The sequence below is a fragment of the Collinsella aerofaciens genome (genome assembly GCF_964243765.1).
In the GTDB taxonomy this organism is placed as follows: domain Bacteria; phylum Actinomycetota; class Coriobacteriia; order Coriobacteriales; family Coriobacteriaceae; genus Collinsella; species Collinsella aerofaciens_BU.
Genome location: NZ_CAXTGI010000004.1, coordinates 58,791 through 84,566 on the forward strand (window position 1 = coordinate 58,791; position 25,776 = coordinate 84,566).

Annotated in this window: 27 protein-coding genes; 4 read left to right on the forward strand and 23 right to left on the reverse strand. The window is 61.0% G+C overall.

Annotated features, from left to right (window positions below; all coding sequences use genetic code 11):
* Positions 1-83: 83 nt before the first annotated feature.
* The 3 genes from agaV to agaF are packed head-to-tail and all read right to left on the reverse strand — an operon-like array spanning position 84 to position 1,327.
* The gene (gene agaV, locus ACESSC_RS04045) at positions 84-566 is read right to left on the reverse strand and encodes a PTS N-acetylgalactosamine transporter subunit IIB (RefSeq protein ID WP_117716286.1); all 483 of its coding nucleotides are present in this window, start codon (positions 564-566) and stop codon (positions 84-86) included.
* 36 nt (positions 567-602) lie between these two features.
* Complete coding sequence (yajC, locus tag ACESSC_RS04050; RefSeq protein WP_022094612.1) at positions 603-884, reverse strand: preprotein translocase subunit YajC; 282 nt, start codon at positions 882-884, stop codon at positions 603-605.
* Positions 884-1,327 carry a PTS galactosamine/N-acetylgalactosamine transporter subunit IIA gene (gene agaF / locus ACESSC_RS04055; RefSeq protein ID WP_373161325.1) on the reverse strand — a complete coding sequence of 148 codons (444 nt, stop codon included), beginning with the start codon at positions 1,325-1,327 and terminating at the stop codon, positions 884-886. The genes yajC and agaF overlap by 1 nt, the downstream gene beginning before the upstream one ends.
* Before the next feature lie 1,015 nt (positions 1,328-2,342).
* On the opposite strand from agaF, the gene ACESSC_RS04060 reads away from it, so the two are divergent.
* Together ACESSC_RS04060 and ACESSC_RS04065 are read left to right on the forward strand one after the other, a co-directional pair.
* On the forward strand, positions 2,343-2,669 hold the full coding sequence (locus tag ACESSC_RS04060) for a hypothetical protein (RefSeq protein ID WP_373161327.1): 327 nt from the start codon (positions 2,343-2,345) through the stop codon (positions 2,667-2,669).
* 9 nt (positions 2,670-2,678) lie between these two features.
* Positions 2,679-2,915, forward strand: a complete 237-nt coding sequence (locus tag ACESSC_RS04065) for a helix-turn-helix domain-containing protein (protein ID WP_118334250.1) — start codon at positions 2,679-2,681, stop codon at positions 2,913-2,915.
* A 110-nt stretch (positions 2,916-3,025) separates the two neighbouring features.
* Here the strand turns inward: ACESSC_RS04065 and ACESSC_RS04070 are convergent, their stop codons facing one another.
* From ACESSC_RS04070 to tmk, 13 genes are all read right to left on the reverse strand, one after another.
* Complete coding sequence (locus ACESSC_RS04070; protein WP_373161328.1) at positions 3,026-4,111, reverse strand: hypothetical protein; 1,086 nt, start codon at positions 4,109-4,111, stop codon at positions 3,026-3,028.
* Between the two features lie 126 nt (positions 4,112-4,237).
* A complete protein-coding gene (locus tag ACESSC_RS04075) occupies positions 4,238-5,323 on the reverse strand; it encodes an isocitrate/isopropylmalate dehydrogenase family protein (protein ID WP_373161330.1) in 1,086 nt (361 codons plus the stop codon).
* 6 nt (positions 5,324-5,329) lie between these two features.
* On the reverse strand, positions 5,330-6,028 hold the full coding sequence (locus ACESSC_RS04080; RefSeq protein ID WP_117564743.1) for a HEAT repeat domain-containing protein: 699 nt from the start codon (positions 6,026-6,028) through the stop codon (positions 5,330-5,332).
* A gap of 15 nt (positions 6,029-6,043) precedes the next feature.
* Positions 6,044-6,472: a hypothetical protein gene (locus ACESSC_RS04085; RefSeq protein ID WP_373161331.1), complete on the reverse strand. Its 429-nt coding sequence runs from the start codon at positions 6,470-6,472 to the stop codon at positions 6,044-6,046.
* Between the two features lie 5 nt (positions 6,473-6,477).
* Positions 6,478-7,557, reverse strand: coding sequence for an NAD(P)-dependent oxidoreductase (locus ACESSC_RS04090; protein WP_373161333.1), 1,080 nt, complete (start codon positions 7,555-7,557; stop codon positions 6,478-6,480).
* Positions 7,558-7,654: 97 nt separating this feature from the next.
* A complete protein-coding gene (locus ACESSC_RS04095; RefSeq protein WP_161159265.1) occupies positions 7,655-8,608 on the reverse strand; it encodes a DegV family protein in 954 nt (317 codons plus the stop codon).
* 79 nt (positions 8,609-8,687) lie between these two features.
* Positions 8,688-9,272 carry a ribosome hibernation-promoting factor, HPF/YfiA family gene (gene hpf / locus ACESSC_RS04100; protein WP_373161335.1) on the reverse strand — a complete coding sequence of 195 codons (585 nt, stop codon included), beginning with the start codon at positions 9,270-9,272 and terminating at the stop codon, positions 8,688-8,690.
* A 317-nt stretch (positions 9,273-9,589) separates the two neighbouring features.
* A complete protein-coding gene (locus tag ACESSC_RS04105) occupies positions 9,590-10,615 on the reverse strand; it encodes a substrate-binding periplasmic protein (protein ID WP_373161498.1) in 1,026 nt (341 codons plus the stop codon).
* A gap of 732 nt (positions 10,616-11,347) precedes the next feature.
* Positions 11,348-12,457 (reverse strand): hypothetical protein, encoded by a 1,110-nt coding sequence (locus tag ACESSC_RS04110; RefSeq protein ID WP_373161336.1) that lies wholly within the window; start codon positions 12,455-12,457, stop codon positions 11,348-11,350.
* 10 nt (positions 12,458-12,467) lie between these two features.
* Positions 12,468-13,274, reverse strand: a complete 807-nt coding sequence (locus ACESSC_RS04115) for a ComF family protein (RefSeq protein WP_373161338.1) — start codon at positions 13,272-13,274, stop codon at positions 12,468-12,470.
* A gap of 102 nt (positions 13,275-13,376) precedes the next feature.
* Positions 13,377-15,077: a PSP1 domain-containing protein gene (locus ACESSC_RS04120; protein ID WP_117840123.1), complete on the reverse strand. Its 1,701-nt coding sequence runs from the start codon at positions 15,075-15,077 to the stop codon at positions 13,377-13,379.
* Positions 15,068-16,195 (reverse strand): DNA polymerase III subunit, encoded by a 1,128-nt coding sequence (locus tag ACESSC_RS04125; protein WP_117629903.1) that lies wholly within the window; start codon positions 16,193-16,195, stop codon positions 15,068-15,070. Before ACESSC_RS04125 ends, ACESSC_RS04120 begins: the two co-directional genes overlap by 10 nt.
* A 1-nt stretch (position 16,196) precedes the next feature.
* Complete coding sequence (gene tmk, locus ACESSC_RS04130; RefSeq protein ID WP_349107371.1) at positions 16,197-16,880, reverse strand: dTMP kinase; 684 nt, start codon at positions 16,878-16,880, stop codon at positions 16,197-16,199.
* Positions 16,881-17,176: 296 nt separating this feature from the next.
* On the opposite strand from tmk, the gene ACESSC_RS04135 reads away from it, so the two are divergent.
* Positions 17,177-18,157 (forward strand): zinc-ribbon domain-containing protein, encoded by a 981-nt coding sequence (locus ACESSC_RS04135; RefSeq protein WP_373161339.1) that lies wholly within the window; start codon positions 17,177-17,179, stop codon positions 18,155-18,157.
* 142 nt (positions 18,158-18,299) lie between these two features.
* On the opposite strand, the gene ACESSC_RS04140 is transcribed toward ACESSC_RS04135, so the two are convergent.
* The 7 genes from ACESSC_RS04140 to ACESSC_RS04170 all read right to left on the reverse strand — a co-directional run bounded on the left by ACESSC_RS04140 (position 18,300) and on the right by ACESSC_RS04170 (position 25,270).
* Positions 18,300-20,891, reverse strand: a complete 2,592-nt coding sequence (locus tag ACESSC_RS04140) for a DNA topoisomerase I (RefSeq protein ID WP_373161340.1) — start codon at positions 20,889-20,891, stop codon at positions 18,300-18,302.
* A 54-nt stretch (positions 20,892-20,945) separates the two neighbouring features.
* The gene (hypB, locus tag ACESSC_RS04145; protein ID WP_373161342.1) at positions 20,946-21,629 is read right to left on the reverse strand and encodes a hydrogenase nickel incorporation protein HypB; all 684 of its coding nucleotides are present in this window, start codon (positions 21,627-21,629) and stop codon (positions 20,946-20,948) included.
* Between the two features lie 55 nt (positions 21,630-21,684).
* Positions 21,685-22,041: a hydrogenase maturation nickel metallochaperone HypA gene (gene hypA / locus ACESSC_RS04150; protein ID WP_117565013.1), complete on the reverse strand. Its 357-nt coding sequence runs from the start codon at positions 22,039-22,041 to the stop codon at positions 21,685-21,687.
* 6 nt (positions 22,042-22,047) lie between these two features.
* Positions 22,048-22,839 carry a twin-arginine translocase subunit TatC gene (gene tatC, locus ACESSC_RS04155; RefSeq protein ID WP_055285525.1) on the reverse strand — a complete coding sequence of 264 codons (792 nt, stop codon included), beginning with the start codon at positions 22,837-22,839 and terminating at the stop codon, positions 22,048-22,050.
* Positions 22,839-23,432: a twin-arginine translocase TatA/TatE family subunit gene (locus tag ACESSC_RS04160; RefSeq protein WP_373161343.1), complete on the reverse strand. Its 594-nt coding sequence runs from the start codon at positions 23,430-23,432 to the stop codon at positions 22,839-22,841. Before ACESSC_RS04160 ends, tatC begins: the two co-directional genes overlap by 1 nt.
* Positions 23,433-23,584: 152 nt before the next feature.
* Positions 23,585-23,899: an STAS domain-containing protein gene (locus tag ACESSC_RS04165; RefSeq protein ID WP_035137695.1), complete on the reverse strand. Its 315-nt coding sequence runs from the start codon at positions 23,897-23,899 to the stop codon at positions 23,585-23,587.
* A 66-nt stretch (positions 23,900-23,965) separates the two neighbouring features.
* Positions 23,966-25,270, reverse strand: a complete 1,305-nt coding sequence (locus ACESSC_RS04170; RefSeq protein WP_373161345.1) for an aspartate aminotransferase type Ic — start codon at positions 25,268-25,270, stop codon at positions 23,966-23,968.
* 149 nt (positions 25,271-25,419) lie between these two features.
* Here ACESSC_RS04170 and ACESSC_RS04175 point away from each other — a divergent pair, with 149 nt between their 5' ends.
* Positions 25,420-25,674: a hypothetical protein gene (locus ACESSC_RS04175; RefSeq protein WP_373161346.1), complete on the forward strand. Its 255-nt coding sequence runs from the start codon at positions 25,420-25,422 to the stop codon at positions 25,672-25,674.
* Positions 25,675-25,776: the final 102 nt, after the last annotated feature.

The following is a 25,776-nucleotide window of genomic DNA, read 5'->3' on the forward strand; positions in this document are numbered from 1 at the left end:
CTCCTTTCAAAATGTATGTACGCACTTTGGATTTCACGTACAGAACGTCAGGGTTTCACTCCTGACAACGTGGATCACGAGGATTACGAGAAGAGCTTGCTCGTGTCCTCAACAGGCGTGCTCGGAACGCGCCTGATCTCCAACTCCACCCCCAATTCCTGCAGCTCTTTAAACGCAGCGACATCCTCGTCGTTAACTGCGACGGAGGTGGCGACTTGGCGCTTTCCTTCCGACATGTGCATGTTGCCGATGTTTACCTTCTTTATAGGCACACCGCCCTTGACGAGCGTAAGCACGTCTTCCGGTGTTTCGGCCACGATGAAGATCTTCTGGCGCGGGCTCGCCTTGCCAATGACGTCGATGGTCTTCTGCAGAGAGAAGAAACGCGTAGCGACGCCGGCGGGAGCGGCCATCTTCATGAGGTTCTGGCGCATGGTGTTGGTCGCCACGTCGTCGTTGGCGACGAGGATGAGGTTGGAGCCCAGGGTGGAGTTCCACTGGGTGGCAACCTGACCATGAACCAGTCGGTTATCGATGCGGGTAAGAAGAATGTTGGGTTCTGCCATGTTGATCAGCTTCCTTTCGTTATTTGCTGACGACAGTTACTTGATCTCCTGAATCGCGTAACGCGAAACATCTACGACGGCTCCGGATCGGACTTTGATCTGGACCTTCTCGCCTTCGATGCCTTTGACGGTTCCGTAGATACCGCCGGCGAAAAGAACCTCCTGACCCGGCTTGAGCTCGGTGTGCAGCTCCTTGAAGTACTTTTGCTTCTTCTTCATGTTGATTTGCGACCAGATGGTGTAAATCAAGCCCATGATGACAAGCAGGCCTAAAAGGGCGACCGAGGAGCTCAGGACGTTGGCTCCGAAATCGGCCATTAGATGCCGTCCTCGTCGCCGAAGATATCCTCTTCGTCGGAGCCGGCAACGGATGCGACCGTCTGGGCGGTGATGCCCGTCTGGCCAACGGTCACGGCCTGCTCGCCAAGCTCGGCGAGCGTGGCGTTGCCGCGGAGGAACAGAAGCTCAATAACCATGGGAAGGTTGGTGCCGGTCAGAACCTCGACGTTGTCGACATCCTGGGCAATCATCATCGCCTGGTTGAACGGGGTGCCACCAAGCAGGTCGGTAAAGACGAGCACGCCATCGCACTCCTCGCACATGGCGGTAATAGCGGCGCGGAGATCCTCACCGTAGGAAGCAGCCTGGTCGCCCTCAAAAGGAACGACGGTAAAAGCGGGCTGGTCGCCAGCAACCATAGCGATAGCGCTTGCGAGGCCGGGTGCGAACTGTCCATGACCGGTAAGAATAAAGCCAACCATTCAAATTTCCCTTCCGAAGGTGTGTACGATCTGAGTCCGATGATTTTCAGAAGCCAGCGGGCGCTCGCCCTTAAAGCTTCTTAGAAAGCGTACTTTGAAGACCAGTGGTTTCTAAACTGGTAGTAACCACGTGACGTGTTGTTGTCACTATATCACCCCAGAAGAGGTCGCTTTCCTTGATTCATACGGTAAAACGTTTTTGCACCGCTCACGGTGATAAATCGACCGTTTACCGGTCGTTAACACTTCTACCTGCGGTTTTGAAACCGTTTCGAAATGCTTTGGCAAAAGATCGGATCTTTTCCTGTGTCTAAACAACGCAGGGCGGCTAAAAATAGCGTGAAGAAAAATTGCAGGTCATTGTGAAGATATGTGAATTGGTCTTTTTGACTTAATACCAGTTAGAACCAGTTTTGAGATTATCGGTGAACGGTAGTTTTCGACCGTTCACCGATTACTTGCAATCGTTTGCAGTTGTTTTCCCAGATGAATTAGGGAAGCGCGATGGAGCGCTTGCGCGATCACGGGAAGTTTTGGGCATTTGTCCTCATCCCCCGAACGCCAAACTCCGGCATCCAAAATGAGCTAATAGCTCACGCTAATCGTTTTCAATCATTACTTACTCAGTATACGTAATTATTTATCGTTTATCGTTAATTTTGATATGATACAAGTATCATCCAAAACGCCGATTGGAGGGGTTATGGTCCACCGAAACGCATCTATATCGAATGAAACCATCAGCCGCGAACAGACGATAGCCAAACTGAGGAAGCTCGCTCGCATCTGCAAATGGGCCACAATCTGCATTACCACAGCGCTCGCTCTGGGACTCCTCGCAGTCATTGCGATTGACCTTCTACTTATATTGCCCGGCCTCTCCCAAGGGTCGTGCCTCCAATCCGTAGAACTTCAAGCCGGCGAAGGGCCGTGCCTGGCTATTGTCGGTACCGATGCGCAGGCCCCACTTATGCTCGTCGCACACGATGGCCACACTGCCATAGGGAGCCTCTTGATGACATGCCTCGCGCTTACCATCGCGATAAGCGTGCGCAGGCTTTTCTTCAACATTGAAAAGGAAGGCAGGCCCTTTGACCTTGAATGTAACCAGACACTTCGTCGAGTAGGACATTTATTCCTTATCGGCGGCGTTGCCGTGAGGCTTCTTGGTGCCGTAATCACGGGAATGATACTCTTAGGATTTGGCGGCAGCTTTACGGATGCGTTCGCCGGCCAGTTATTCGAGCCCTCCATGCTCTTTGCAGGCCTGATTATTAGCCTGATTGCCAGCGTCTTCCAGTACGGGTGTATCCTGCAAAAACAAGATGACGAGTTGCTCTAGGGGGAATCCATGATTATTCTGCGGCTTGACCGCATGCTCGCCGAACGCAAGATCTCATCCAAAGAGCTTGCGGAACGCGTGGGCATCTCCCAGGTCAATATGTCACGCATTAAGACAGGCAAGGTTTCTGCCATACGTTTTTCAACTCTTGACGCGATATGCCGGGCACTCGACTGCCAACCGGGCGATGTTCTGGAATACATACCTGACGATGAAGCCGATAGCCTCTTTGGGCTTAAAGATTGATGGAAATTATTAAGCCTTCAGTAACTCCGACGCAAAAAGCCCGCTAGAACGGACGTTCTAGCGGGCTCAATCAGATATTTCGACTTCGCGCTCGAAAGCTCAGGCAATCTTTACGCAAACAGGCCGTAGATGCTGATGTTGGCCTTGGCGTAGAGGCCGTTAGCATACTCGGTCCACTTGGAGCTGGCGCTCGAAGCCTGCGAGGAGTACTGCTGATAGGCGGTGTAATAGGCGGTCATGGCCTGCTTATAGGTAGCGCTATCGGCAGTAAAGGCATCGTCGGCAAAGGCCTTAGCGTAGGTGCCATCGGCGTCCTTCCAGGTGCCCTTCTCGCTATCCCACTCGTCGCCGGCAAGGTTGATGATGTAGTCGGCGTAGTCCTTACTCGCGGTCTCCTCGTTGCCGTCAGAAGGCTCGGTCGGGGCGGTCGGCATGCTTGCGGAGCTATCGCCCACCTTCTTCTTGTAGAGCTTCTGCAGCGTCGCGGACTGGCGGACGATCTGCTTGGCCTGGTCCTTGGACACGCCATACTGCGTGGCCATGGTTTTGTAGTCGGAGGTGCCGATAGAGTCCTCGGCGTACTGCTTCATCTCCTTGGAAGAGACGATAATGCCCTCGTCCTCGGCAGCATCGAGCAGGATCTTGTTGCGCACGTAGGACAGGATGACATCGGCAGAAGGAGCGGTGTAGTTGCCATCACTATCCTTGACGGTATCAAGGCTGTACTGGCTCTCGATGGCCTCGCGCGCAGTGATGTCGCTCTTCTTGCCGTTATAGCTATAGCTTGCCACGGTCGAATCGAGTTGATCCTCGGTCAGGGTCGACGAACCGACGCCCTTGCCGCCAAAGCCGCCATTGCCAATAAAGAAGCCGACCACGGCAGCGATCACGACTGCGACCACAAAGGCGGCAATCATCGTCTTCTTGTGCTTGAATGCATGATCGTCCGCGTCGGAGTCGTCGTCCTCGTCCTGCTCCTCGGGCATGAGGTTCTCGTCGGCGGCGTCCGCGGCGATCTTTGCCTCCAGGCGAGCATCCTCCTCCTCGGCCGTCGTGCCAGCAGCAATGTGCTCGGCAGACGTACCGGCGACCAGGTCGATCTTCTCGTCCTCATCACCGTCGGGGCCTTCGCCGCGCTCGATGATCTGGATACCGTCGATCTCGTCCTTCTCGTCCTTCTTTTGAATCAGACCCATATCAGTTACTCCTTGTTAGGAAACATAGTCCTCAATAGAATACGCCCGACGAGACGCCGGGCGTATTGATTCTTAGGTTATACGCAAACACTTAAGTACTATTTAGGCGTTTGCAGCGTGCGTACCTTAGGCCAGGTGCGCGATAACGGCATCGGCAAAGGCCTGCGTGCCCACGGCCCCCTCGACGGAGCCGGTCTGAGCACGACGCACGTCACCGGTAACCTGCTCGCCCTCGTCAAGCGTGGCGGAGACGGCAGCACGAATGCGGTTGGCGGCGTCGTTCTCGCCCAGGTGATCGAGCATCATCGCAGCAGAGAGAATCTCGGCCGTGGGGTTGGCGATATCCTGACCGGCGATATCGGGCGCGGAGCCGTGCGTTGCCTCGAAGATGGCGCAGTCGGCACCGATGTTGGAGCCGGGTGCCATGCCCAGACCGCCCACCAGGCCGGCGCACAGGTCGCTCACGATGTCGCCGTACAGGTTGGGCAGCACCAGGACATCGAAATCATTGGGGTTTTGGACCAGGCCCATGCAGGTGGCGTCGACGATCTTGTCGTTGAACTCGATATCGGGATAGCTGGCGGCCACCTTGCGCGCCACGCGCAGGAACAGGCCGTCGGTCGCCTTCATAATGTTGGCCTTGTGCACGGCCGTCACCTTTTTGCGGCCGCAGCGGCGGGCGTACTCAAAGGCATACTCCACAATGCGACGGCTCTTGGCGATGGAGATCGGCTTGATCGAGATGGCGGAATCGGCGGCGAAGGTCTTTTGGCCCGAACGCTCGACGAGCTGTGAGAGCTCCTCGACCTCGGCAGCGCCCTCATCGAACTCGATGCCGGCGTAGAGGTCCTCGGTGTTCTCGCGCACGATGACCAGGTCGACGTCGCGGAAGCGCGAGCCGTCGCCCGGCTGCGACAGGCAGGGGCGCACGCAGGCGTACAGGTCGAAGTGCTTGCGCAGGGCGACGTTAACGCTGCGGAAGCCCGTGCCGACCGGCGTGGTGATGGGGCCCTTGATGGCAACCTTGGTCTCGGCGACCGCATCGAGCACATGTTGGGGCAGCGGCGTGCCAAACTCGTCCATGACGCCGGCACCGGCCTCCTGGACGTTCCAGTTGATCTGGACACCGGTGGCCTCGACCACGCGGCGCATGGCCTGCGTAATCTCGGGACCGATACCGTCACCGGGAATCAGGACTACATCGTGCGCCATAATCTGTTACTCCTCGTCTTCGGCGTCGTCAGATTTTTTTACGCTAGCACGCTTCTTCTTTTTGGAGAGATCCAGGCCAAAACGTTTAACAAGCATTTCGCAAATCTCGCTCGAACGGGCCTTGAGATAGCTGCCCTTACCGTTCTCGGCATCGAACTTAAGGCGCAGCGCAAGCTTCTCGGCAACCTCGGCGTCGATCTCGCCCTGGCAAAACTCGTACAGGCAACCGAGCATGTCGCGATACTCAAGGTCGCCGTGGTAGCACTGGATGGCCTCGTCCAGGATGGGCCAAGCTTCGCGCGAACGCTCGACGCTCGTGGCACCCCACACGCACAGCAGACGGAAGGCGGCATAGCGCAGCGTGGAGGAGATCTCGTCGAACAGTGCGGTCTCGGCGCCCTCAAAGGCATCGCCCAGCTGCTCGGGGCAGGTGGTGGCGAGCGCCGTCAGGGCATCGAGGGCCTCCCAGCGGGTCTGCGCCTCGGGGCGGTCGAGCGCCTCGATCAGCGCGGGCACGCAGGGCACGACGCGCTGCGGATCGCGCTCGGCAAGCAGGTGCAGCACGCGGGCGGCAAACTGGCGGATGCGGCGCGTGGGGCAGCCGAGCTCCTGGACCAGGCGGTCGACGGCGTTCTCGTTCTCCTCTGCCAGCTGGAGCTGTGCCAGCTCCTCGTCGGTGAGCTGTTCGTCTTTATTTTCTGCCATAGTTACCTCTTCTTACTATTTCTTAGCGTGCTTGCCAGCACCCTTGCTGTCATCGGTGACCGAGATGAGCTGTCGGTCGGCCGCGCCATTGCGACGCGCACGACGGCGCTCCTCGGCGTCGCCTGCATCGGCGGCGGCGCGATGGGCCTTGTTGACGTTAAAGACCTCGTCGTGCTTGCGCCACAAACCGACGGACTCGCCAAAGCTCATTTTTAGGCCGGCGATAAAGCCGCCGAGCCAGCCGATCGGCGCAAACTGCACCAGCGGGAACATCGAGAACACCCAGGTCAGCAGGACGACTGCCGCCGCTCCTGCAAAGTTGGCAATCCAGTAGTCGCGCTTGGTGATGACGCGCTTTTCGCAGGCCCACTGGCCGCACAAAAAGCCGATATAGATCGCAAAGATAAAGAGCACCAACGCGAGCACCACGAACGTCCAGCTCATGGGCGCTACTCCCCGTGGTGGTGGCCGCAGCAGCACTCGTGGCCGTCATCATGGCCGTGGCCGCCGCAGCACTCGTGATCGTCGTCGTGGTGATGACCGCAACCGCACTCGTGGTCGTCGCCGTGCTCGCCGCAACCGCAGCCTTCCTCGTGAGCACCGTGCTCCTCGGGGCGATACTGCGACCAGTCCAGACCGGCGGCGATAGCGTCGGCCTCCTCCTTGTAGAGGACCGAGATGGCCTGAGTGCCCAGCTTGGCGCCACCGATGGCGTCGAGCATGTCGTAGAGCGTAAAGGCCACGTCGGCGCCGGGCAGCGCAAGCTCGCGGTCGTCGGCATAGGCGAGCGCCAGGCGCAGGTCCTTAATGAAGTGCTCGACCATAAAGCCGGGCTTGTAGTCGCCGTCGAGCGCCTTGGGCGCCAGACTCTCCATGGCGCCGGACTTGCCGGTGCCGCCCAGGATCATCTGACGGGTCTTTTGCAGATCAAGGCCGCTCAGCTCGGCAAACGCCAGCGCATCGGCCATGCCGACCATGCAGGCGCCCAGCGACACCTGGTTGGCGAGCTTGGCAGCCTGGCCCTTGCCGGCGCCATCGAAGCAGCAGATGTTGGCCGCAAAGGTGGAAAGGATGTCGCGGACCGGAGCGATGTCGTTTTCGGTGGCGCCCACGATAGCCGTGAGCGTGCCGGCGATGGCACCGGACTCGCCGCCGGTGACGGGGCAGTCAAACGCCATGCGGCCCGTGACCTGGGCGGCCTCGGCAATGTCGCGCGCGAGCTCGGGCGAGCTCGTGGTGAGGTCGATCAGCACCGCGCCGGGCTTAGTGCAGGCCAACAGGCCGTCGCCCGCCAGGTAGAGCTCCTCGACCTCGGAGGGATAACCCACCATGGTAAAGACGACGTCGGCGTTCGCCACGGCATCTGCCGGCGTATCGGCCCAAACGGCACCGCGCTCGATAAGCGCGGCGGCCTTGGACTTAGTGCGGTTGTTGACCGTGACGGGATAGCCGGCATCCAGGATGTGGCCGGCAATGGGGGCACCCATGATTCCGGTGCCGATAAATGCGACGGAGAGCTTGTTTGCCATGAAACCTTTCCTTTTGGGTTGGGTGTTATTACCAGGTTGAATACTCGGTGCCAGCGTTGGGCTGTGAGTCGAGGGCGATTACGGCCGCGTTACTTGCCTACTGACCGCGCACGCGGCGGGCGATGCGGTCGGAAAGCGACGCCTTGTCGGCGCGGTTCTTGCCCCAAAACGCGCAAGCCACCATGCCGGGGCCCACGTGCGAGCCAATGGTGGGGCCCACAGAGCTGCGGATGATGGTCACGTCGGCGCAGCCTTCCTCCTTGCGGATGGCGGCCTCGAGCCAGTCGCCGTCCTTTTCGGCATCGGCCGTCATAATGGCGATGGGCATGGTGCGATCGGGCACATAGTTCTCGCGGAACGACTTGAGAATGGACTTGAGCGCCTTCTTGCGACCGCGGTTGACGCCGATCAGCGACAGCGAGCCGGCCAGGTCGTAGGACAGCTCGGGTTTGACGTCGAGCTTTGCCGTGAGCTGTGCCGCCGCAGGCGGAATGCGGCCGCCGGCAGCCAGCGCGTCAAAGCTCTCGAGCGTAAAGTAACCGTGGACATAGGTCTTGGCCTCGTTTGCCCAATCGACCAGCTGCTTGGCGGTCAGTCCCGCCGAACGCTGGCGCACGGCCTCGAGCGCCAAGAGCGCGCCGGTCGCGCAGGGCAGAGCGTTGTCGACCACGTAGAGCTCAAAGTTGGGATACTCGGCGCGCACGGCATCTGCCGCCTGGCACGCGGAGTTGTAGCTCGACGACAGCGCCGAGGTAAAGCACAGGTAGACCGTGGGCGTGCCCTCTTTGGCGCACTCGGTAAAGAACTCGATATAGCGACCGAGCGACACGGCCGAGGTGGAAACGCGGGCGCCGGCGCGCATGCGGTCGTAGAACTCCTTAGGGCTCATGCTCGACCAGATGTCATCCGTACGTTCCTCGCCATCGATAATGAAGGGAAAACCCAGGATATCGACATCGAGGTTCGCGGCGACCTCGGGGCTAAAGTCGCAGCAGGTATCGACGACGATGCGGCAACGGTTCGAATGACCGGCGGATGCGGCCTTGTCCATCAAAGCGACTCCTTACGTAAAAAGGCGGCCACCCGCATGGGATGGCCGCCAACCGTTAACTCATGCAAGTTAACGTATTTTACTCGTCAAGTGTTTCGATGCGGGGCTTGATGATGCCATATCCACCATTCTTACGGTGATACACCACATTGATGAGGCCAGTCGTCGCGTTCTCGAACACGTAGAAGTCGTGGCCCAGCAGATCGGTCTGCACCAGCGCCTGCTCCTCAGTCATCGGGGCGACATCGATGACCTTCTCGCGGACGAGCAGGTCGTCGTCCTCCTCGGGCAGCAGCAGGTCGGCCAGATCCTCGACACGCTCGACCGGTGCAACATCCGCTGCGCTGGCACCACCCTGGCGGTTGTCCACGACCTTGGTCTTGAACTTGCGCAGCTGGCGGGTGACCTTATCGGCGGAGAGGTCGATGGCGGCGTACATATCTGCACCGTGCTCGGCAACGCGAATCACCGAACCGCGGGCGCGAACCGTAACCTCGACGATTGCCGGGTTGGGGTTCGAGGGGTTCTTCTCATAGCGAAGTACAACGTCGACCGTCATGGGCTCGATATCGAAAACCTTGAGCGCCTCGCCGATCTTCTCATCCACATGCGCACGCAGAGCATCGGTTACCGTCGTCTTGCGTCCAGAAACCTTGATATCCATACGTGGCTCCAATCTGCCTCGGGGACTTACTGTACTGGCTATGTACCCATTGCCGTGCATTTAATCACGCGGATTCCCAAAGACCCGAATAACGATTGCTTGATACCGCATACCGAAGTCTCGCACTTTTCTGTGGCAAAGTGCGCTATAGGAGGGAGCCGGCGACTTTGTATTTGGTCCCGAAAATTGGCTTTGACCTGCTGGTTTTATAGAGATGAAAAAGCCGGGCTCCCCTATTGGGGAAGCCCGGCAGTGCGTGTTGAAACCGTGAAGAGGCGTCCTTTCCAACGTATAGGAGACACCACCCCTAGCAATAACTAGCTATTAAGTTTGTTAATGTCGTCGTCGGTGATGGTGTCTTCCTGGCTGGACGATTTGTCTTCGGAGGATGCGGTCTCATTGTTGGAATCGGAGGACTCGCTGCCGGAGGATGTGGTCTCGCTGGACTCAGAGTCGCCCGGCTGCACGTTAGCGCCCGAAACCGTCTTAGTGGTGAGGTCGTAGGGCATCGTGCCGTACCAGACGCAGTGGACCGCCTCGAGCGTGCCGTCGGCCGTAATACCGTCGAGGGCATCGCTCACGGCACGACACAGTTCGTCATTGGACGAAAGGCCTGCAACACCAAGCGTCGAGGGCGCCTCGAGCGCACCGACATAGGAGATCTCGCTCATCAGTCGCGCAAGGTAACCGCCAGCCGTGGAGTCGCAGATCACATAGTCGACCTCGCCGGACTCGAGCGCCTCAAAGCACTCGTTGATGTTGGAGTAAGTCTTTTGGTTGGCGGTGATGCTCTGCTTAGCAAGCGCCTCCTGCGAGGCCGAGGACATCTGGATACCCAGAGTAGACGTGTTAAGGGTATCAGTGGAAACGCTCAGCGACCCACCATCGCTGGTTTTACCGAACACGGAAGCGGCATCGTACAGGCAGGTGCCGAGCGAGCTAACGTCCCCATCCGTGGAGTTGATCTCGCCGATAAAGATATCAGCCTTTTTGTCACCGAGCGCGGAACCTGCCGAGGACGCATCGACAAAGGCGACCTTAAGGCCCATGCGGCTTGCGAGGGCGCGGGCAGCGTCGACTGCATACCCCGTGAGCTCGCCGTCAGCGCCCTGCATGGCCTGCGGCGCATCGGAGGTATCGAGGGCAACCGTCAGGGTACCGGGAGTGACCAGGGCATTATCCGACACCGTGGGCGTGACGGTCTCGTACTCGATCTGGTCGATCGTGGGAGTCGTGAACGTAGACAGCGGGTTGAACGCGCATCCGCTCAGGCCCAAAACGGCGATGACCGCTGCGGTCCCAGCACCTAACCGAGCCGCGTGCATCAAGCTGCCCCTCACCATGTCCACTACCCTGCCTTCTGTGTCGTATACGATCCGTGCGTTGCGCGGAATATCAGATTGTTCCCACCAGCTGACCTGGTATTTGACCCCACACTTGCGCACCGGGGTGTTTGCTCGGGAGGCCGCAGCCACCTTCACGACTGGCCCGCTCGCCCGCGAGGCGGTATTGCCCCAAAGAAAGTAGAACGGACGGTGCGGCTTACATCTAGGACGCGCCATGATCGCGCCGCGCGCACGCGGTCGCTTACGTGGATCCCTTTGACCGCGTCTGTCTTGGACTAGGACGGGCATTTCGTCCGTCCGCAACCACAGCCTGGTAGGAACGTAGCGCATTATAGCTAAGTTCAAGCTAAAGTTTAAGGTTAGGGGCGTCATTCGCATCGCGAGTACAGATTTCGCAGGTCGAAGTGGGCTATTCGTGCCCCTGTAAAGCCCGGAGCTCCCCTATGGGGAGCTCCGGGGCACCCCTCCTAGGGTGCCGTGGCCAAAAAATGGCAAATATGAGTACTGTCACCAATTTAGTAACAGGCAATTTTGGCCTCTCGGACAGATTTTGCGCTCAGTGTCGCCAACCTGATGCTTAGTTATTCTACATTTGTTTATTATCTTCTTACTTTATGACGCCTCCGAGTCCTAAATTCCTTGATTTTGCTGTTACTGATTTAGTGACAGTACTCATATTTGCCATATTTTGGCCAGGGCATATGATTAACCCCCTATTTTCGACGTGAATTAGACCGGCTTAAGCCCAAAACACGCCCGCAGCGTGTTAAGCAACGCCTCTTGCTTCTTCCTGCGGGCATCGACACGATTCCGGTACCGCTTTCGCATACGCTGGTGGATGCGCCATGCGAGCGCTTCCATCGCTTCCATGTCGCAGAGCATTTCGTTGTTGACCGTCGCGACCTCAATTCCCATAGTAATCAAGCCCGTGTTACGTTTTTCATCATGGATACGTCCCCTCCGGGAGGAATGGCCCAGCTCACCGTTGTATTCCAGGTCAAACCGGGCTGCCTCTTGATACGCATCGCAAACTGCATGAGGCATCCCCGAGATTGCCTGCGCGCGGTCATCGAACTCGATCTTGTAGTCGGTCTTAAAGGGACCGCAGGCAAATCCGCCATAGGAAAACGGTAGTGAAAACAGAGCGAGCATGATGCACTCCATGGGCGAGCGCAGGTTTTCTGACAGGTAGGGACACAGGCGCAGCAGCTGTTTGGCCACATTCCCCTTGCATGCCGCAAGGTAATCTGCCAGGCGACCGGGCGTCAGCACCGGCTCGACTTCAAAGTAGCCCACGTCTGCCGGTTGATCCTTGTCCTTTGCAAGCCTATTCACAACAGGTGAGCTGTAGGGAGGCAGATACCGTCCGCGATCGCTCAGCGAAATCTTGGAACACAGTTCCTGGGCCAGGGCAAACGCTTGGATACAGCCGATCTCGCGGGCGACGGCAACACAAAGGGCCTCGGGAGACAGGCTGTACACCCCCGGTTCCACCTCTAGAATCGAGCCGGCAGGCAACCCGGAACACACGGACCAGCCCACGCCAGGCATGCGGCGGCGCTGCGTCGCAGATCCCACCAGCAAGCACAGGCTTTCTTGTACCTCGCCGCTTTTGGCTCCAATTCGCACCAGGTCGGAAAGATAGATATCCTCGGTCGAAGGCGATGACGCACACAGCACGCGGCGCTCCTCCTCGGGATTAAGGTCCTTCCAGCTGATATAGCCCATCTGCCGGCGCTCGGCGCGCATCATGCGCAGCGCTGAAGCGCCTGTTAGGATTACGGAAGCCGCTAGCTGTTCGCCTGTCGGCTCGTTGCGCCGCTCAATCTTCACTGCCACAAAACCACCCCTACCAAACACGTGCGATAGCAAGGCCATCGACTGCCGCAGCGCCGGCACGCTTGAGCTCCGCCGAGGCTGCTGCCATGGTCGCGCCCGTGGTGATAACGTCATCGATAAGCAGTAAGCGGCGGCCGTGCACGTCCTCAACCGTCTCGTACATGCCTTGGGCACGCTCGCGACGCTCCTCACGACCGAGTTCGCGCTGGTCGCCATGCCCGTACTTGACGAGGGCATCGAGCAGGGGAACACCCGACAGCTCGCAAAATGGGCGCGCAATGGCCTCCATATGATCAAAGCCACGCCGCCGAAACGCTGCCGCCGTCGCAGGCACAAACACCACCGCATCCGCACCGGACAGCACACCTCCCAAGCGATCGGGCGCTACGACCTGGGCATGCAGGGCGGTGTCGTAGAGCAGCTCCGCCAGATACGGCGCCAGGCGTCGCTCGCCCGCGTCCTTGTACGCTTTAATGATGCGCGGCAGCGGATGCGCATAGACGGAGCACGCCAGGCAGCGGTCGAGCGCCTCCGCCATTGCCGAGGACGTGCCCTCGACCGAACACTCAGTGCACAGCAAATCCCCAAACGGGGCGCCGCATCGGGTACAGCTATGACGTGGGTCGATGAGCGTGAGCGCAGCCAGGCAGTCTTGGCAAATAAGCGTACCGGCGCGCTCGCAGCCGGCACATCGTGTTGGCGACAACGCCTCAAGCGCCTCGTGCGCCGCCTGCTCGGCAAACGATAGCGATTCGTCCGCAAACGGTAGGATGCCGGCACCTTGCAGACGGCTCAATATGTTCAGATGGCTCTTCAAGACACAACCCTCCCTACGTTCGGTCGCAGGGAGGGTTGTTGATTCAGCGCTATGATACCCCGATGCGCTCGGGGCAAGGCGAGCAAAATCCGCTCGCGGGCGTTATTCGCCGGCGGGCGGTTGTGGTGCAGACGAAGACGGGGTCGAGCCCTCGCCACCATCCTGGCGCGGCTTGCGGGAACGGCGACGGCGACGGCGCTTTTGGCCCTGGTCGGCCGAGCCCTCGCCACCGCGATCCTCGCGCGGCTCGCGCTCGTCGCGAGCGGCGCCACGCGAAGCCTTAGCAGCCGCTCCCCCGCCATCTCCGGGACGACGGCGCGTGACCTTGACCTCGCCATCCGAGACCTGATCGGCCACGGAGGGCACTGAAGGCTTCTGCTGCGCGCCCGAGGAATGGCGACGGCGCGGACGCGGCGCGCGCTCATCCTCGCCACGTGACTTGCCGCCCTTGTCGGCAGACGCATCGGAGGCCGAGGCGCCCTTGGAAGCGGCACCAGCCTCGCGAGCAGCTGCGGCGCGGAAGGCGTCCTCGCGCTCCTCGCTCGACAGATGACGGCGGCGGCGACGTGTGGGGTTCATGCCACCGCCGCGATTCTGCTGCTGGGGTTGCTGAACCTCGCGCTCGCGAGAGGCGTTCTTGCCCGCGGCTGCAGCCTCGGCAGCATCGCCCGAGCCTGCGCGCTTGCGACGACGACGGCCACCGGCGGCCTCCTCGGCCTCAGGCGTTGCGGCATTGCCACGGCCCTTTCCGCGGCCACGACCCTCGCCCTGCCCCTGACCGGCGCGAGCATCGGATTCAGCATCGCGACGACGGCGCTTGGGCATCGAAGTGCCGGCCAGACGGTCGGCACTCGACAGGCCATCGCCCACGTCGACGCCGTTCTCGCGGTCGAGCTCCATAAGCGCCAGACGCATCTCGGGCGACTCGATGCGCTCGAGCACGTCGCGCGTCACGCAGTCGGGGCGGCAGTTGCAGCCCTGCTCGGCGGCCTTCTTTTTGCAGCCCTCCGAGCAGGTCATATCGGCCAGGTTGACCTTAAAGACCTTACCGTTCTCCAGGCGCAGCACCAGCTGCTCACGCGGCGTGTCATATTCCTGAATACGCGCCTTGCCGAGCGGCGTATCGATGAGCGTCTTCTTTTTGGGCGCGCGGCTCTTAAAGTCCTTGTAGGCCTCAAACTCGTAGCGCAGGCAGCACATCAGGCGGCCACACACGCCGCTGATCTTGGAGGAATTGAGCGGCAGGTCCTGCTCTTTTGCCATGCGGATCGAGACGGGCTCAAACTGTCCGCCAAAGCGCGTGCAGCAGAGCTCCTGTCCGCACTGGGCATAGCCGCCCACCAGGCGGGTCTCGTCGCGCACGCCGATCTGGCGCATGTCGACGCGAATATGCAGCGTCGAGGACAGGTCCTTGACGAGCTGGCGAAAATCGACGCGCTCCTCGGCCGCAAAGTAGAACACGGCCTTCTCTCCGCCAAACAGGTACTCGACGCCCACCGGCTTCATCTCGAGGTCGAGCTCTTTGACCAGACGGCGGAAATCGACCATCGCCTCGTCGCCCTGGATGGCCAAATCGTCGGCAAGCTGCAGGTCGATGTCGCTCGCCACGCGCAGCACGGGCTTGAGCGGCTGACCGATCTCGTCTTGCGGCACCTCGAAGGGATCGGCCGTGACCAAGCCGATCTCGGTTCCGCGCTCGGTGGAGCAAATGGCATAATCGGCCTCGAGGATATCCAGGTCCTGCGGGTCAAACCACAGGTCGCGCGAGGCGTAGGTAAACTTAACGGGTACGACTAACGGCATTTCAGTGCCTTCCTGATATCGAACAGCATGACCTCGATGGCCAGCTGGGGAGTAACGTTTCTGGCGATGTTGTGCTCGGCGGTTGCGACCGCCTCGAGCGCCTGGGTGGCACCCGCAACATTCGTCGCGGCGGCAAGCCGACCGATCGTGTCGCGCACATCCTCGTTCACCACGTCGGCCGCCTCGTCCTGAAGTGTCAGCAGCACGTCGCGCATGAGCGTCCGCGCGCTCGCCAGCGCTTCCATGATACCCGAACGCTCGCGCGCGTTGAGTTCGCGCTTGTTGCGGTCCTCAAGCTGCTTCAATGCTCCACGCGACAGGTAGTCGGCATTTTGCTCGAGTACCTTTTCCTGCGTGGACTTGACCTCGGCGAGCGGCGCCTTGACGGCGACGATGAGCGACTTGGCGCGACTGAGCACGTCGGCCTCGTCGGCGGCAATGAGTGAGTCGATGGCACGGACCATCTGACGGCGGGCGTCCTGGCGCTCGGCGCTCTTAAGAAACTCGATGCCGCGTGTGGGGCTTCCCGCCACGGCGACCGCCATGCGACAACGCGCAGGGTCCTGACCGGTGGCGCGGCTCACGGCCTGCGCGGCGACGGCGGGCGACACCAGCCGAAACGGCACGCACTGGCAGCGGCTCACGATGGTGGGCAGCATCACGTCTGCCGAGGTGCCCAGCAAGATGAACATAACGCCCTCGGGCGGCTCCTCGAGTGTCTTGAGCAGTGCGTTGGCGGTGTTGGCGCGCAGTTGCTCGGCACGGTCGATGATGTAGACCTTGGCCTTGGCGCGAATGGGTGCCAGCGGCACGTCATCGAGCAGCTCGCGGGTCTGGGCAATAAGGTAGCCCGTGGCGCTCTCGGGCGTGTAATAGTGCACGTCGGGATGCGTATGCCGAGAGACGCGCACGCAACTGTCGCATGCGCCGCAGCCGTCCTGCTCGCACAGGAAGGCTTGGGCGAGCGCCCACGCGGCATCGAGCTTGCCCGCGCCGGGGGCGCCCAAAAACAGGTAGGCGTGCGATGCACGGCCGCTGGCGACGGCATTGGTCAAAAAGTCGCGCACGCGCTCTTGGGTGTCGAGCTTGGCCAGCAGGCTTGCCTGAGCGGGGGCCATGTTACTCGGCCTCCTTGGCAAGCGCGGCGGCGACAGCATCCTGGGGGATATCGAGACCGTACGCGCGAACCTGCTCGACCGTCTTCTCGAAAACTTCCTCGACGGTCGTAGTGGCGTCGATGAGCTTTACGCGGTTTGGCTCCTCGGCAGCAATGGCGCAAAACCCCTTGTAGACACGCTCCTGGAATGCCATGCCCTTAGCCTCCATGCGATCTGCCGCGCCACGGGCGGCCATACGCAGCGCCGCCTGCTCGGGCGTGATGTGGTAGACGAGCGTGAGCGCCGGGTGCGTTCCCGCGACGGCCAGATTGTTGGCATCGCGCACCATCTGGCGATCGAGACCGTCGGCAAACGCCTGGTAGCAGGTCGTGGAATCGTAGAAGCGATCGCACAGGACCACCTTGCCGGCCGCGAGGGCGGGCGCTATGACCTCGTGCACCAACTGGGCACGAGCGGCCTCATACAGCAGCAGCTCGCAGGTGTCGCCCATCGCCGTATTGGCAGGGTCGAGCAGCAGGGCGCGAATCTTTTCGCTGATGGCGGTGCCGCCCGGCTCGCGCAGGCTCACAACCTGGTAGCCGGCAAGGTCGAGCGCGCGGGCAAGCAGACGCGCCTGCGTGGACTTGCCGGCACCGTCGACGCCCTCGAGCGTGATAAAGCTATGTTGAGCAGGCTCAAAAGCCATGGGCGCAGCCCCTTCCTACAAGGCGCGTAAATGCAGATATATCAACCAAGTCATGATACCCCAGTGCTCGGCACGTCCCAAATCCCACCTAGTCATTGGGGACGTTCTTGAATGACCAGTCGTTTAAGAACGTCCCCAATGACTAAAGGCGCCTTTCCAAAGTTGCGGTGAAATAGGGACTGATTGAAGCTCTGAGACCTCCAAACAGTCCCTATTTCACCGCAACGTATGATGGGGAATTTTGGATGCTGGGTATAATCGTCGTATTGCATTGAAATGTGGCGAAAGGAGTGGCAATGTCTCGGTATTGTGCCTCGTGCGGCAAGCTTCTTGCAGATGATGCCAAGTTCTGCACCTCGTGCGGTGCACCCGTTGAGCAAACAGCCGCGAGCGATAGCCAGCCCGCTTTTGAGCAGACCGGCTCCCTTGATACGCCGCAAGCCAAGGCGGACGACCCCCTCGCCTATAGCCCCGACCCCGCCGCAAGGACCGAGGCCGTCGAGACCACGCAGCGCATACCCGTCGCGAGCGGCTCGCCCCAACAGCAGCCGGCTCCCGCATGCGCGCCCGCTTCGCCACAGACCCCCGCTCCCAAAAAGAGCGGCACCGGGCCGCTTATCGCCGTTATCGTTGTGCTGGTGGCGATCATCATCGCCCTGGTCATCTTCTTTGCAATCAGACCGTTCGACAACGCCGCCACGCAGACGACTGCCGAGGTAGCCAAGCTGCACCATGACGTCGACGACGATGACCTAAAGCCTCTCGGCGATCCCAACAGCCTGTACGACGATGATGACGATGACGAGGATGGCGGCGAAGCAACGCTCTCCGAGCAGAACCTCTACCGTCGCTTGAGCGAATACTACGACCTGCTCGAAGATCTCGACAGCCAGGTCCGTGGCTGCGCGCAGAACTTCAACGGCAACTATCTGGAAGAGGATCGAACCACCCGTCAAAATCTCGCCGACGTCGCCGAGCGCACGGAGAACACCATCGAGCAGTATTACGACATCGTCGAGGACCTGGACGTCCCGACGAGCTCCAAGAACTACAGCTCCTGGAAGGACATCATCGCCCTGTACGACGACCTGGATCACCGCATTGACGCAATCTGTGATGCCTGGGAGATCAGCCTGAAATACGCCAAGCCTGCGGACCACAAGAATGAGATCGTGGCGCCGCTGTCGCGCGACAACGTGGCGGGCACCAATGACAATAAGTACCGCCTAGACTTTGAGGAGCGCTATCCCGGCGCTAAGCCTGTCGAGGTGAACTAGCGCTTTGTCGTTCCCGAGCCGGCAGTTAGGGACGTTCCTAAACTGCCGGCAGAAAAGGAACGTCCCTAACTGCCGGTCAAAAAAACGAGCGAGGATCGCGGGGTCCTCGCTCGTTTTTTTGGGCAATGTTTCGACTGCGCCGTTACTTGTCGGCGGCCTTCTTGGCCGTCGTCTTCTTGGTGGTCGACTTCTTGGCAGTCGACTTTTTCGCCGTCGAAGTCTTCTTCGCAGCGGTCGTCTTCTTTGCCGTGCTCGCCTTGGTTGTGGTCTTGCGGCCGCGGGCGGGCTTCTTCTCCTTGGTCGGGCAGTCCATGTTGACGCAGATACGCCACGGACCGCGCGCCGTGTTGACCACCACGATGGGGGCGCCGCACTCGGGACAGGTCTCGCCCGTCGCCTCGAGCTTGCCACGCGCCGGCAGCGGATAGCTCACGCCGCAGTCATCGTAGTTGGTGCAGCGGATAAAGCGCTTGCCGCTCTTCTCGCTCTTGTGCGCGATCAGGTCGCCATGGCGTCCGGCCTCGGCACACACCTTGCACTCGCCCACCTTAAGGTCGGGCTCGTAGTTGGTGGGGCACGTCGGGTTCACGCAGATCTCGAAAGCCTTCTGGCGGAACGGCTGACACTTAATGCGCGGCGCACCGCATTCGGGGCACACGGCGGCCTCGCCCTCGAGCGGGCTCACCTTGACGCCGCTCGGCACCGGATAGGTCACGTCGCAGTCGGGCCAGCCCATGCAGCCGATAAAGCTGCCGCGGGTCTTGGCGCTCGTCTTCATAACCAGGTCCTTGCCGCACTTGGGGCAGGCGCCCACGCGCGCATCGGCCGTGACGGCGTCGCTGATGGCGTCGCCCAGCTCCTGCGTGTGCTTGAGCAGCTCGTCGAGCACGCCGGCCAGCAGCGCGCGCGAGTGCGTCACGACATGCTCTTCGGTGTCCTCGCCGCGCTCCACACGGGTCATGTCGCCGTCGAGCTCGCTGGTCATATCGGGGCTCGTGATGCGCGGGGCAAACTGCGTCAGCGCGTCGATGATGGCGATGCCCAGCTGGCTCGGCTCCACGGGATCGTTTTTGAGGTAGCGCACGGCGTACAGGCGCTCGATGATGCTCGCGCGCGTGGACTTGGTGCCCAGGCCGCGCTTTTCCATCTCCTGCACGAGCTTGCCCTGGCTGTAGCGCGCGGGCGGCTCGGTCTGCTTGGCCTCGAGCTTAATGTCGAACACGTCGACCGTGTCGCCCTGCTCCAGCGGAGGCATCTGCTCGTCGCGCTTGAGTCCGTACGGGTACGCCTCGCGGAAACCCGGGGTCACGAGCACATCGCCCGAAGCCACGAACGGCTCACCGTTCACATCGAGCTCGAGCTTGGTGTTCTCGATAGTCGCGGGACCCATGAGCGTCGCCAGGAAGCGACGGGCGATGAGGTCGTAGAGCTTGCGCTGGCCGCCATCGAGCGTGGACGGATCGCCTTCGCCCGTGGGGTAGATGGGCGGGTGGTCGGTGGTCTCGACTTTGCCGCGCGTGGGCTTCATGGGGCCGGCGAGTACCTTTTTGCACACGGGCGCCAGCGCCGGGTTGATCTTTGCCAGGTCGCTCACCACGGCGCCCAGATCGAGCGTCGCAGGGTACACGGTATTGTCGACACGCGGGTAGCTGATGAGACCGGCCATGTAGAGGGACTCGGCGATGCGCATCGTACGCGCAGGCGAGATGCCCTCGGCCGCGGCGGCAGCCTGCAGCGAGGTCGTCGCGAACGGCGTGGGCGGCTGTTGCTTACGCGAACGCTTGGTCACCGCGGCGACGGTTGCCGTCTTGGCGCCGTCGACGCGACCATACGCCGTCTCGGCAGCATCCTTGTCGGTAAAACGTGCCGTCTTGTGGGCAATCTTAAAGCGATCGTCCTCGGCAGCGCCCTGCGCGGCACCCATGCCGCGAATCTGCCAATAGTCCTCGGGCACAAACGCCATGCGCTCGCGCTCGCGCTCGACCACCAGGGCAAGCGTCGGCGTCTGCACGCGGCCGGCGGAGCGCACGTTGCCAAAGCCGCCAAACTTGGCGAGCGTCAGGTAGCGCGTGAGCACCGCGCCCCAGATAAGGTCGATGTGCTGACGGCTCTCGCCAGCGTCGGCCAGATTCTGGTCGAGCGAGACAAGATTGTCGAAGGCCTGCGTAATCTCGGCCTTGGTAAATGAAGAATACTGGGCGCGAGCGACCGGCAAGTCCGGCGCGACCTCGCGCACCTTGTTGAGAGCGTCCGAACCGATCAGCTCACCCTCGCGATCGAAGTCCGTGGCGATGATGACGCTGTCGGACTTTTTAGCGAGGTTCTTGAGCGAACGAATGAGTTCTTTCTCGGCCGGCAGCTTAATGACGGGCGCCCAGGTGAGATAGGGCAGGCTCTCGAGCTTCCAGCCCTTGATGGAGATACCGTCGGCAAGAAACGGCTTGCGCTTGGTGTCGTAGGGCGGACGAGCCAGGCCATCGGGCATGTCGGCCGGCAGCACCTCACCGTCCTCCGTAACCGAATACCAGCCCAGCTTTTTATCGAACAGCACGCTGTCGCAAAAATCGGGCGCAAGGATGTGACCGGCAAGGCCGATCGTCACGCACTCCTCGCCCTTCCACTCAAAACGGTAGATGGCGGTGTTGTACACCTTGTCCTTTTTGGGCTTGCCCGTGGACAGACGCTCGGCAATCTGACGCGCGGCGTCGTTTTTCTCGGCGATGATGAGCTTCAAAAGAGGCTCCTATCTCGTATCTCTGCGGCTACGCCCGCCCGTATGGCGGCCGACTTACGCCCTTGCTTGCTCAATCTGCCCGATGAGCCAATCGCACCAGGCATCCATGCCCTCGCCCTTGCGCGCGCTCACGGCAAACCGCGGCGCCTGCGGATTGAGGTCATCGAGTGTCTTAGTATACCTATCCATGTCAAAATCGAAAGCCGGGGCCACGTCGACCTTGTTGAGCAGCTGCGCGCCGGCGTGCTGGAAGATGCCCGGATACTTGATGGGCTTGTCGTCGCCCTCGGGCACCGAGAGAATCATGATGGACAGGTTCTCGCCCAGGTCAAAGTCGACCGGGCAGACCAGGTTACCCACGTTTTCGATAAAGATGACGTCGATGTTCTCCAGACCCACAGCCTGGTCGAAGGCATCGACAGCCTCCATGATCATGTTGCCCTCGAGGTGGCACAGACCGCCCGTGTTGATCTGGATGGCGGGCATGCCGGCTTCCTTCATGGTGATGGCGTCGACATCCGAGGCGATATCGCCCTCGATGACGGCACAGCGTAGGCCGGCCTTGTCACGCAGGCGCTCGTTGGTGCCCAGAATCGTGGTGGTCTTACCCGAGCCGGGGCTCGACAGCACATTGATCACGAAGGTGCCTGCCTCATTAAATCGCTGACGCAGCTGGTCTGCCAGGCGCTCGTTGCGCGACAGGATCGGCGACGCGATATCAATCGTTTTCTCGGCCATACTTAGCGCTCCTTACTTTGGCCCCTTTATACCCCATCATTAGATGGCTAGCGGGCTAATCGTCGGGGGTTTCGATTTCGATACTTGCGATATCGAGCTCGCGGCCGTGCAGCAGGCGCACGTTGGCGCCGCCACACTGGGGGCAGCGACAATGGAAACGGTCGTGCTCAAAGACCTCGCCGCAGTCCAGGCACTCGCTTTGTGGATGGACCTCCTCCACGGCAAGCTCGCAGCCGCGCGTGAGCGGGTCCTCATCGCGAAACGTCTCCCACGCAAAGTCGAGTGCCTCGCGCACGACCTCGGTCATATCCCCGATACGAAGCGTTACCAAAACGGCGCGCGAGGCCCCCGCCCCACGCGCCGCGCGAATCACTGTATCGAGTATGCCGTTGACAATGCCAACCTCGTGCATACCGATTTACTCCTCGTCGTCCTCGTCGTCCGAGAACAGGTCCAGACGGCTCACGAACAGGCCCTCCTTGCCCTCGCGCGCGGTGATGACCACGCGAGCGATGGCGAGCGAAATCTCGTAGAGCGAGAGCAGGGCGCCATACATGAGACCCAGCGTAACGGGCGAGCCGTCGGGCGTAATCACAGCCGAACCCACGAGCAGGCCTACGTACACGTAGCGCCAGGCGCTGCGGAAGGCCGCATAGGACACGATGTGGAAAACGGACAGGTAGAAGATGATGAGCGGCAGCTCAAACGCCACACCAAAGCCGATCATAAAGAGCAGCTCCATGTTGACGTAGTTCTCCAGGTCGGGCAGCGCCGTAGCGACGGCCGAGGTCTCGCCGATGAGCCACTCAAAGCCCGCCGGGATGATGATGAAATAGCAGAAGATGGCACCCAGGAAGAACAGCACTGTCGAGGCGAGCACCGTGGGCACGACCCACTTGCGCTCGTTGGGGCGCAGCGCCGGCAGGAAAAATGCCAGGATCTGCCAGATGATCATGGGCGTGCACATGACCACGGCCATCTTGATGGCCAGCGAGAAGCGCAGGCCAAAGCCGCCGAGTGTGGTGGTGATGTAGAACTTACCGTCCGGCACAAACGAGCGGATGGGGTCTTCCAGGATATCGAGCACCACGGGCGTGGCAAAGTACAGCACGATGGCGGCGGCAAACACCGACACGACCACGATGGTCAGGCGGCGACGGAGCTCTCCCAAGTGATCGAAGAGCGGCATACGAGCAGGTCCGATAGGCATTACTCATCGCCTCCCTTCGGGGCGTCGGCGGCAGCAGTCTCGGCAGCGTCCTCGGCCTCGAGCTCGCGAGCGAGCTGGTCGACGACGGCCTTGCGCTTGCGGGGACGACGGGCGTAGAGGTCAGCCGTCGTGGGCTCTGCCGGCTCGGGCTCGGGCTCTGCAGCAGGCTCGGGCTCGACGGCAGGCTCGGCGGCAGCGGCAGGCTCGGCCTCGGCACCCTCGGCCTCGGACTCCTCAGCAGCACCCTCGCCCTCGGCGGCAGCCTCGCTCGCGGCCTTCTCGGCAGCAAGGCGGGCACGACGCTCGGCAAAGGTCTCCTTCTTGGCGGGCGCTACCGTCTCGGCGGCATCCTCGTCCGCATCGGAATCGTCATCGACGGCAGCCTTCTTGGGCTTGACCGGAGCCGAAGCGGCCTCGCTTACCGGATCGATGATCTCGGACTGGACAACCGCCGTCATCTTTTCCTGCGTCTCGCGGAACTGACGGATGGCACGGCCGATCGTACGGCCCATCTGCGGGAGCTTATCCGGGCCAAACAGCAAAAAGCCGAAGACCACGATGATTGCCAGCTCACCTTCTCCAATACCAAACACACATACCTCCAAGGCTCGATGTGATTCGAGCCCGCACCGCGCCATTCGGCCGGAACTCGTCTATTCATTCGGTCAAGTATAGCGCCCGGACGCCAAAACGTCCGAGCGCATCACAAACATATGCCAAACGGCACGCCCTTTTGGGGCAAAGATTATGCAGCGGTGATCGAAATCTCCTGGTCGACACCCAACAGCTGAACCACGCGCATCACCGGGGGCTGCACATTGGTGCAGCTAAAGCGCTTGCCGTGGTCAACCGCATGGTGCGCGGCGCCCACGAGCACGCCAATGCCCGTCGAATCGATGTAGCTCACCTGGGCAAAATCGAGCTCAACGGCCTCGGTGGGCTGCTCGAGTGCCAGGTCGATGGCATTGCGCAGGCTATCGGCGTTAGAGATATCGATCTCACCGGTCACCTTAATGGTGTAGAGCTCTGGCGTGGGGTTTGTGGAAATACCCAAATCCATGTATACGCTCCTTTACGTATCGAAAGTGCGGATAGTACTAGGCGCGGACTTGCGGGGCCCTACGCGTTAGGCGCGCTCGGCACGCGCAAGCTCGGCAGCGACAAGCTTAACGGCCAGCACCAGCACATCGAGCGCGGCCTCCAGGTCCTCGACCGTGGGATAGCTCGGCGCGATGCGGATGTTGGTGTCGCGCGGGTCCTTGCCATAAGGCCAGGTGGCACCGGCCGGCGTGAGCTTGACGCCCAAGTCGGCGCAGAGCGCGGCGACCTTTTGGGCCGAGCCCTCGGGACCATCGAAGCTCACAAAGTAGCCGCCGCGGGGATGCGTCCAGGTGGCGCAACCCGTGTCGCCCAGGCCCTCGGTGAGCTTGCGCTCAACGGCCTCAAAGCGCGGGCGCAGGAACTCGGCATGCTTTTTCATGTGCTTCTTGACCGCCTCGATGGTGGGAAGGAAGCGCACGTGACGCAGCTGGTTGAGCTTGTCGGCGCTAATCAGACCGGCCTTGAGGCGCTTGGAGAACTCAGCGATGACCGCGGGGCTCGCGCCGATAAAACCGATGCCGGCGCCCGGGAAGGTGATCTTGGACGTCGAGGCAAAGGCCACCACGCGGTCCTCGGTGCCTGCCGCACGCGCGAGGTCGAAGATATTGGCGAGCTCGTCGGTCTCGTCGTACAGGTCGTGCACGCAGTAGGCGTTGTCCCAGAAGATGCGGAAATCGGGCGCGGCCGTGGGCATCTCAACCAGGCGACGCACGGTGTCCTCGCTAAAAGTGATGCCCGTGGGGTTGGAATACTTGGGCACGCACCAGATGCCCTTGATGGAGTCGTCGGCGGCAACCAGGCGCTCGACCTCGTCCATGTCGGGGCCGTTGTCGGTCATCGCGACGGGGACGTTCTCGATACCCAGGTCGGCGGTGATGCCAAAGTGGCGGTCGTAGCCGGGAACAGGGCACAGGAACTTGACCTTCTTGCCGTCGTGCGCGGCCTCGTAGGCATCCCAGGGCTCGCTGCCGCACGAGCCGCAACGCCAGAACATGCCGGCGATGTCATGCTCAATCAAAAGGCTCGACGAGCCCAGCACGAGCGTCTGCTCGGCGGGGCAGCCTAGGAATTCCCCTGCCAGCTTGCGTGCCGAGGGAATGCCCTCAAAGCAGCCGTAGTTGGAGCAGTCGACGTTGCCGTCGTGCAGATCGGCGTCGGCATTGAGAATATCGAGCATGGGGCGCGAGATGTCCACCTGGGAAGGCGACGGCTTGCCGCGAGCCATATCGAGCGCCAGGCCCTTGGCCTTGACCTCGGCGACCTCGGCCTTGAGCGCCTCGATGGCGGCATCGAGTTCGGTGGTTTCCATCTTCTGGTAGATCGTCTGCATGGGTGCGACCTTTCGCGAAGCGGGACGTTGCAGTTCGTCTAAGTATAGACCGCCACCGCCGCAACGTTATGAAGCCGTGATAGATTAAGTTCATCGCAATAAATTACGAATCGCCGCGCATGCCGGCGTGGGGCGCCCAAGGAGGCACTATGGAGTACGGATCGTTTCAGGCCGAGGAATTCGGCGAGCTGCAGCGCCTGGTCGACGGACTGTTTTACGACCGTCACGCCATCGATCGCCTGGATCTGATCGTACAGGCCGAAATCTTGGACCTGGCGCCCGACCTCATGGAAATCGTGAACCTTTTGCCGCCCGGCTACTACGACCGTCAATCGCTGTGCGACCAGCTCAACTCCGCCCTTGCCGCCCACGGCTGGGGCGCCGTCTACGGCACCGTGGAATAAACCCACTCATTGGGGACGTACTTAAATGAATAGAACCACTCATTTAAGTACGTCCCCAATGACTATCCAGGGGACGTTCTTAAACGACTAAAACGCCGCTTG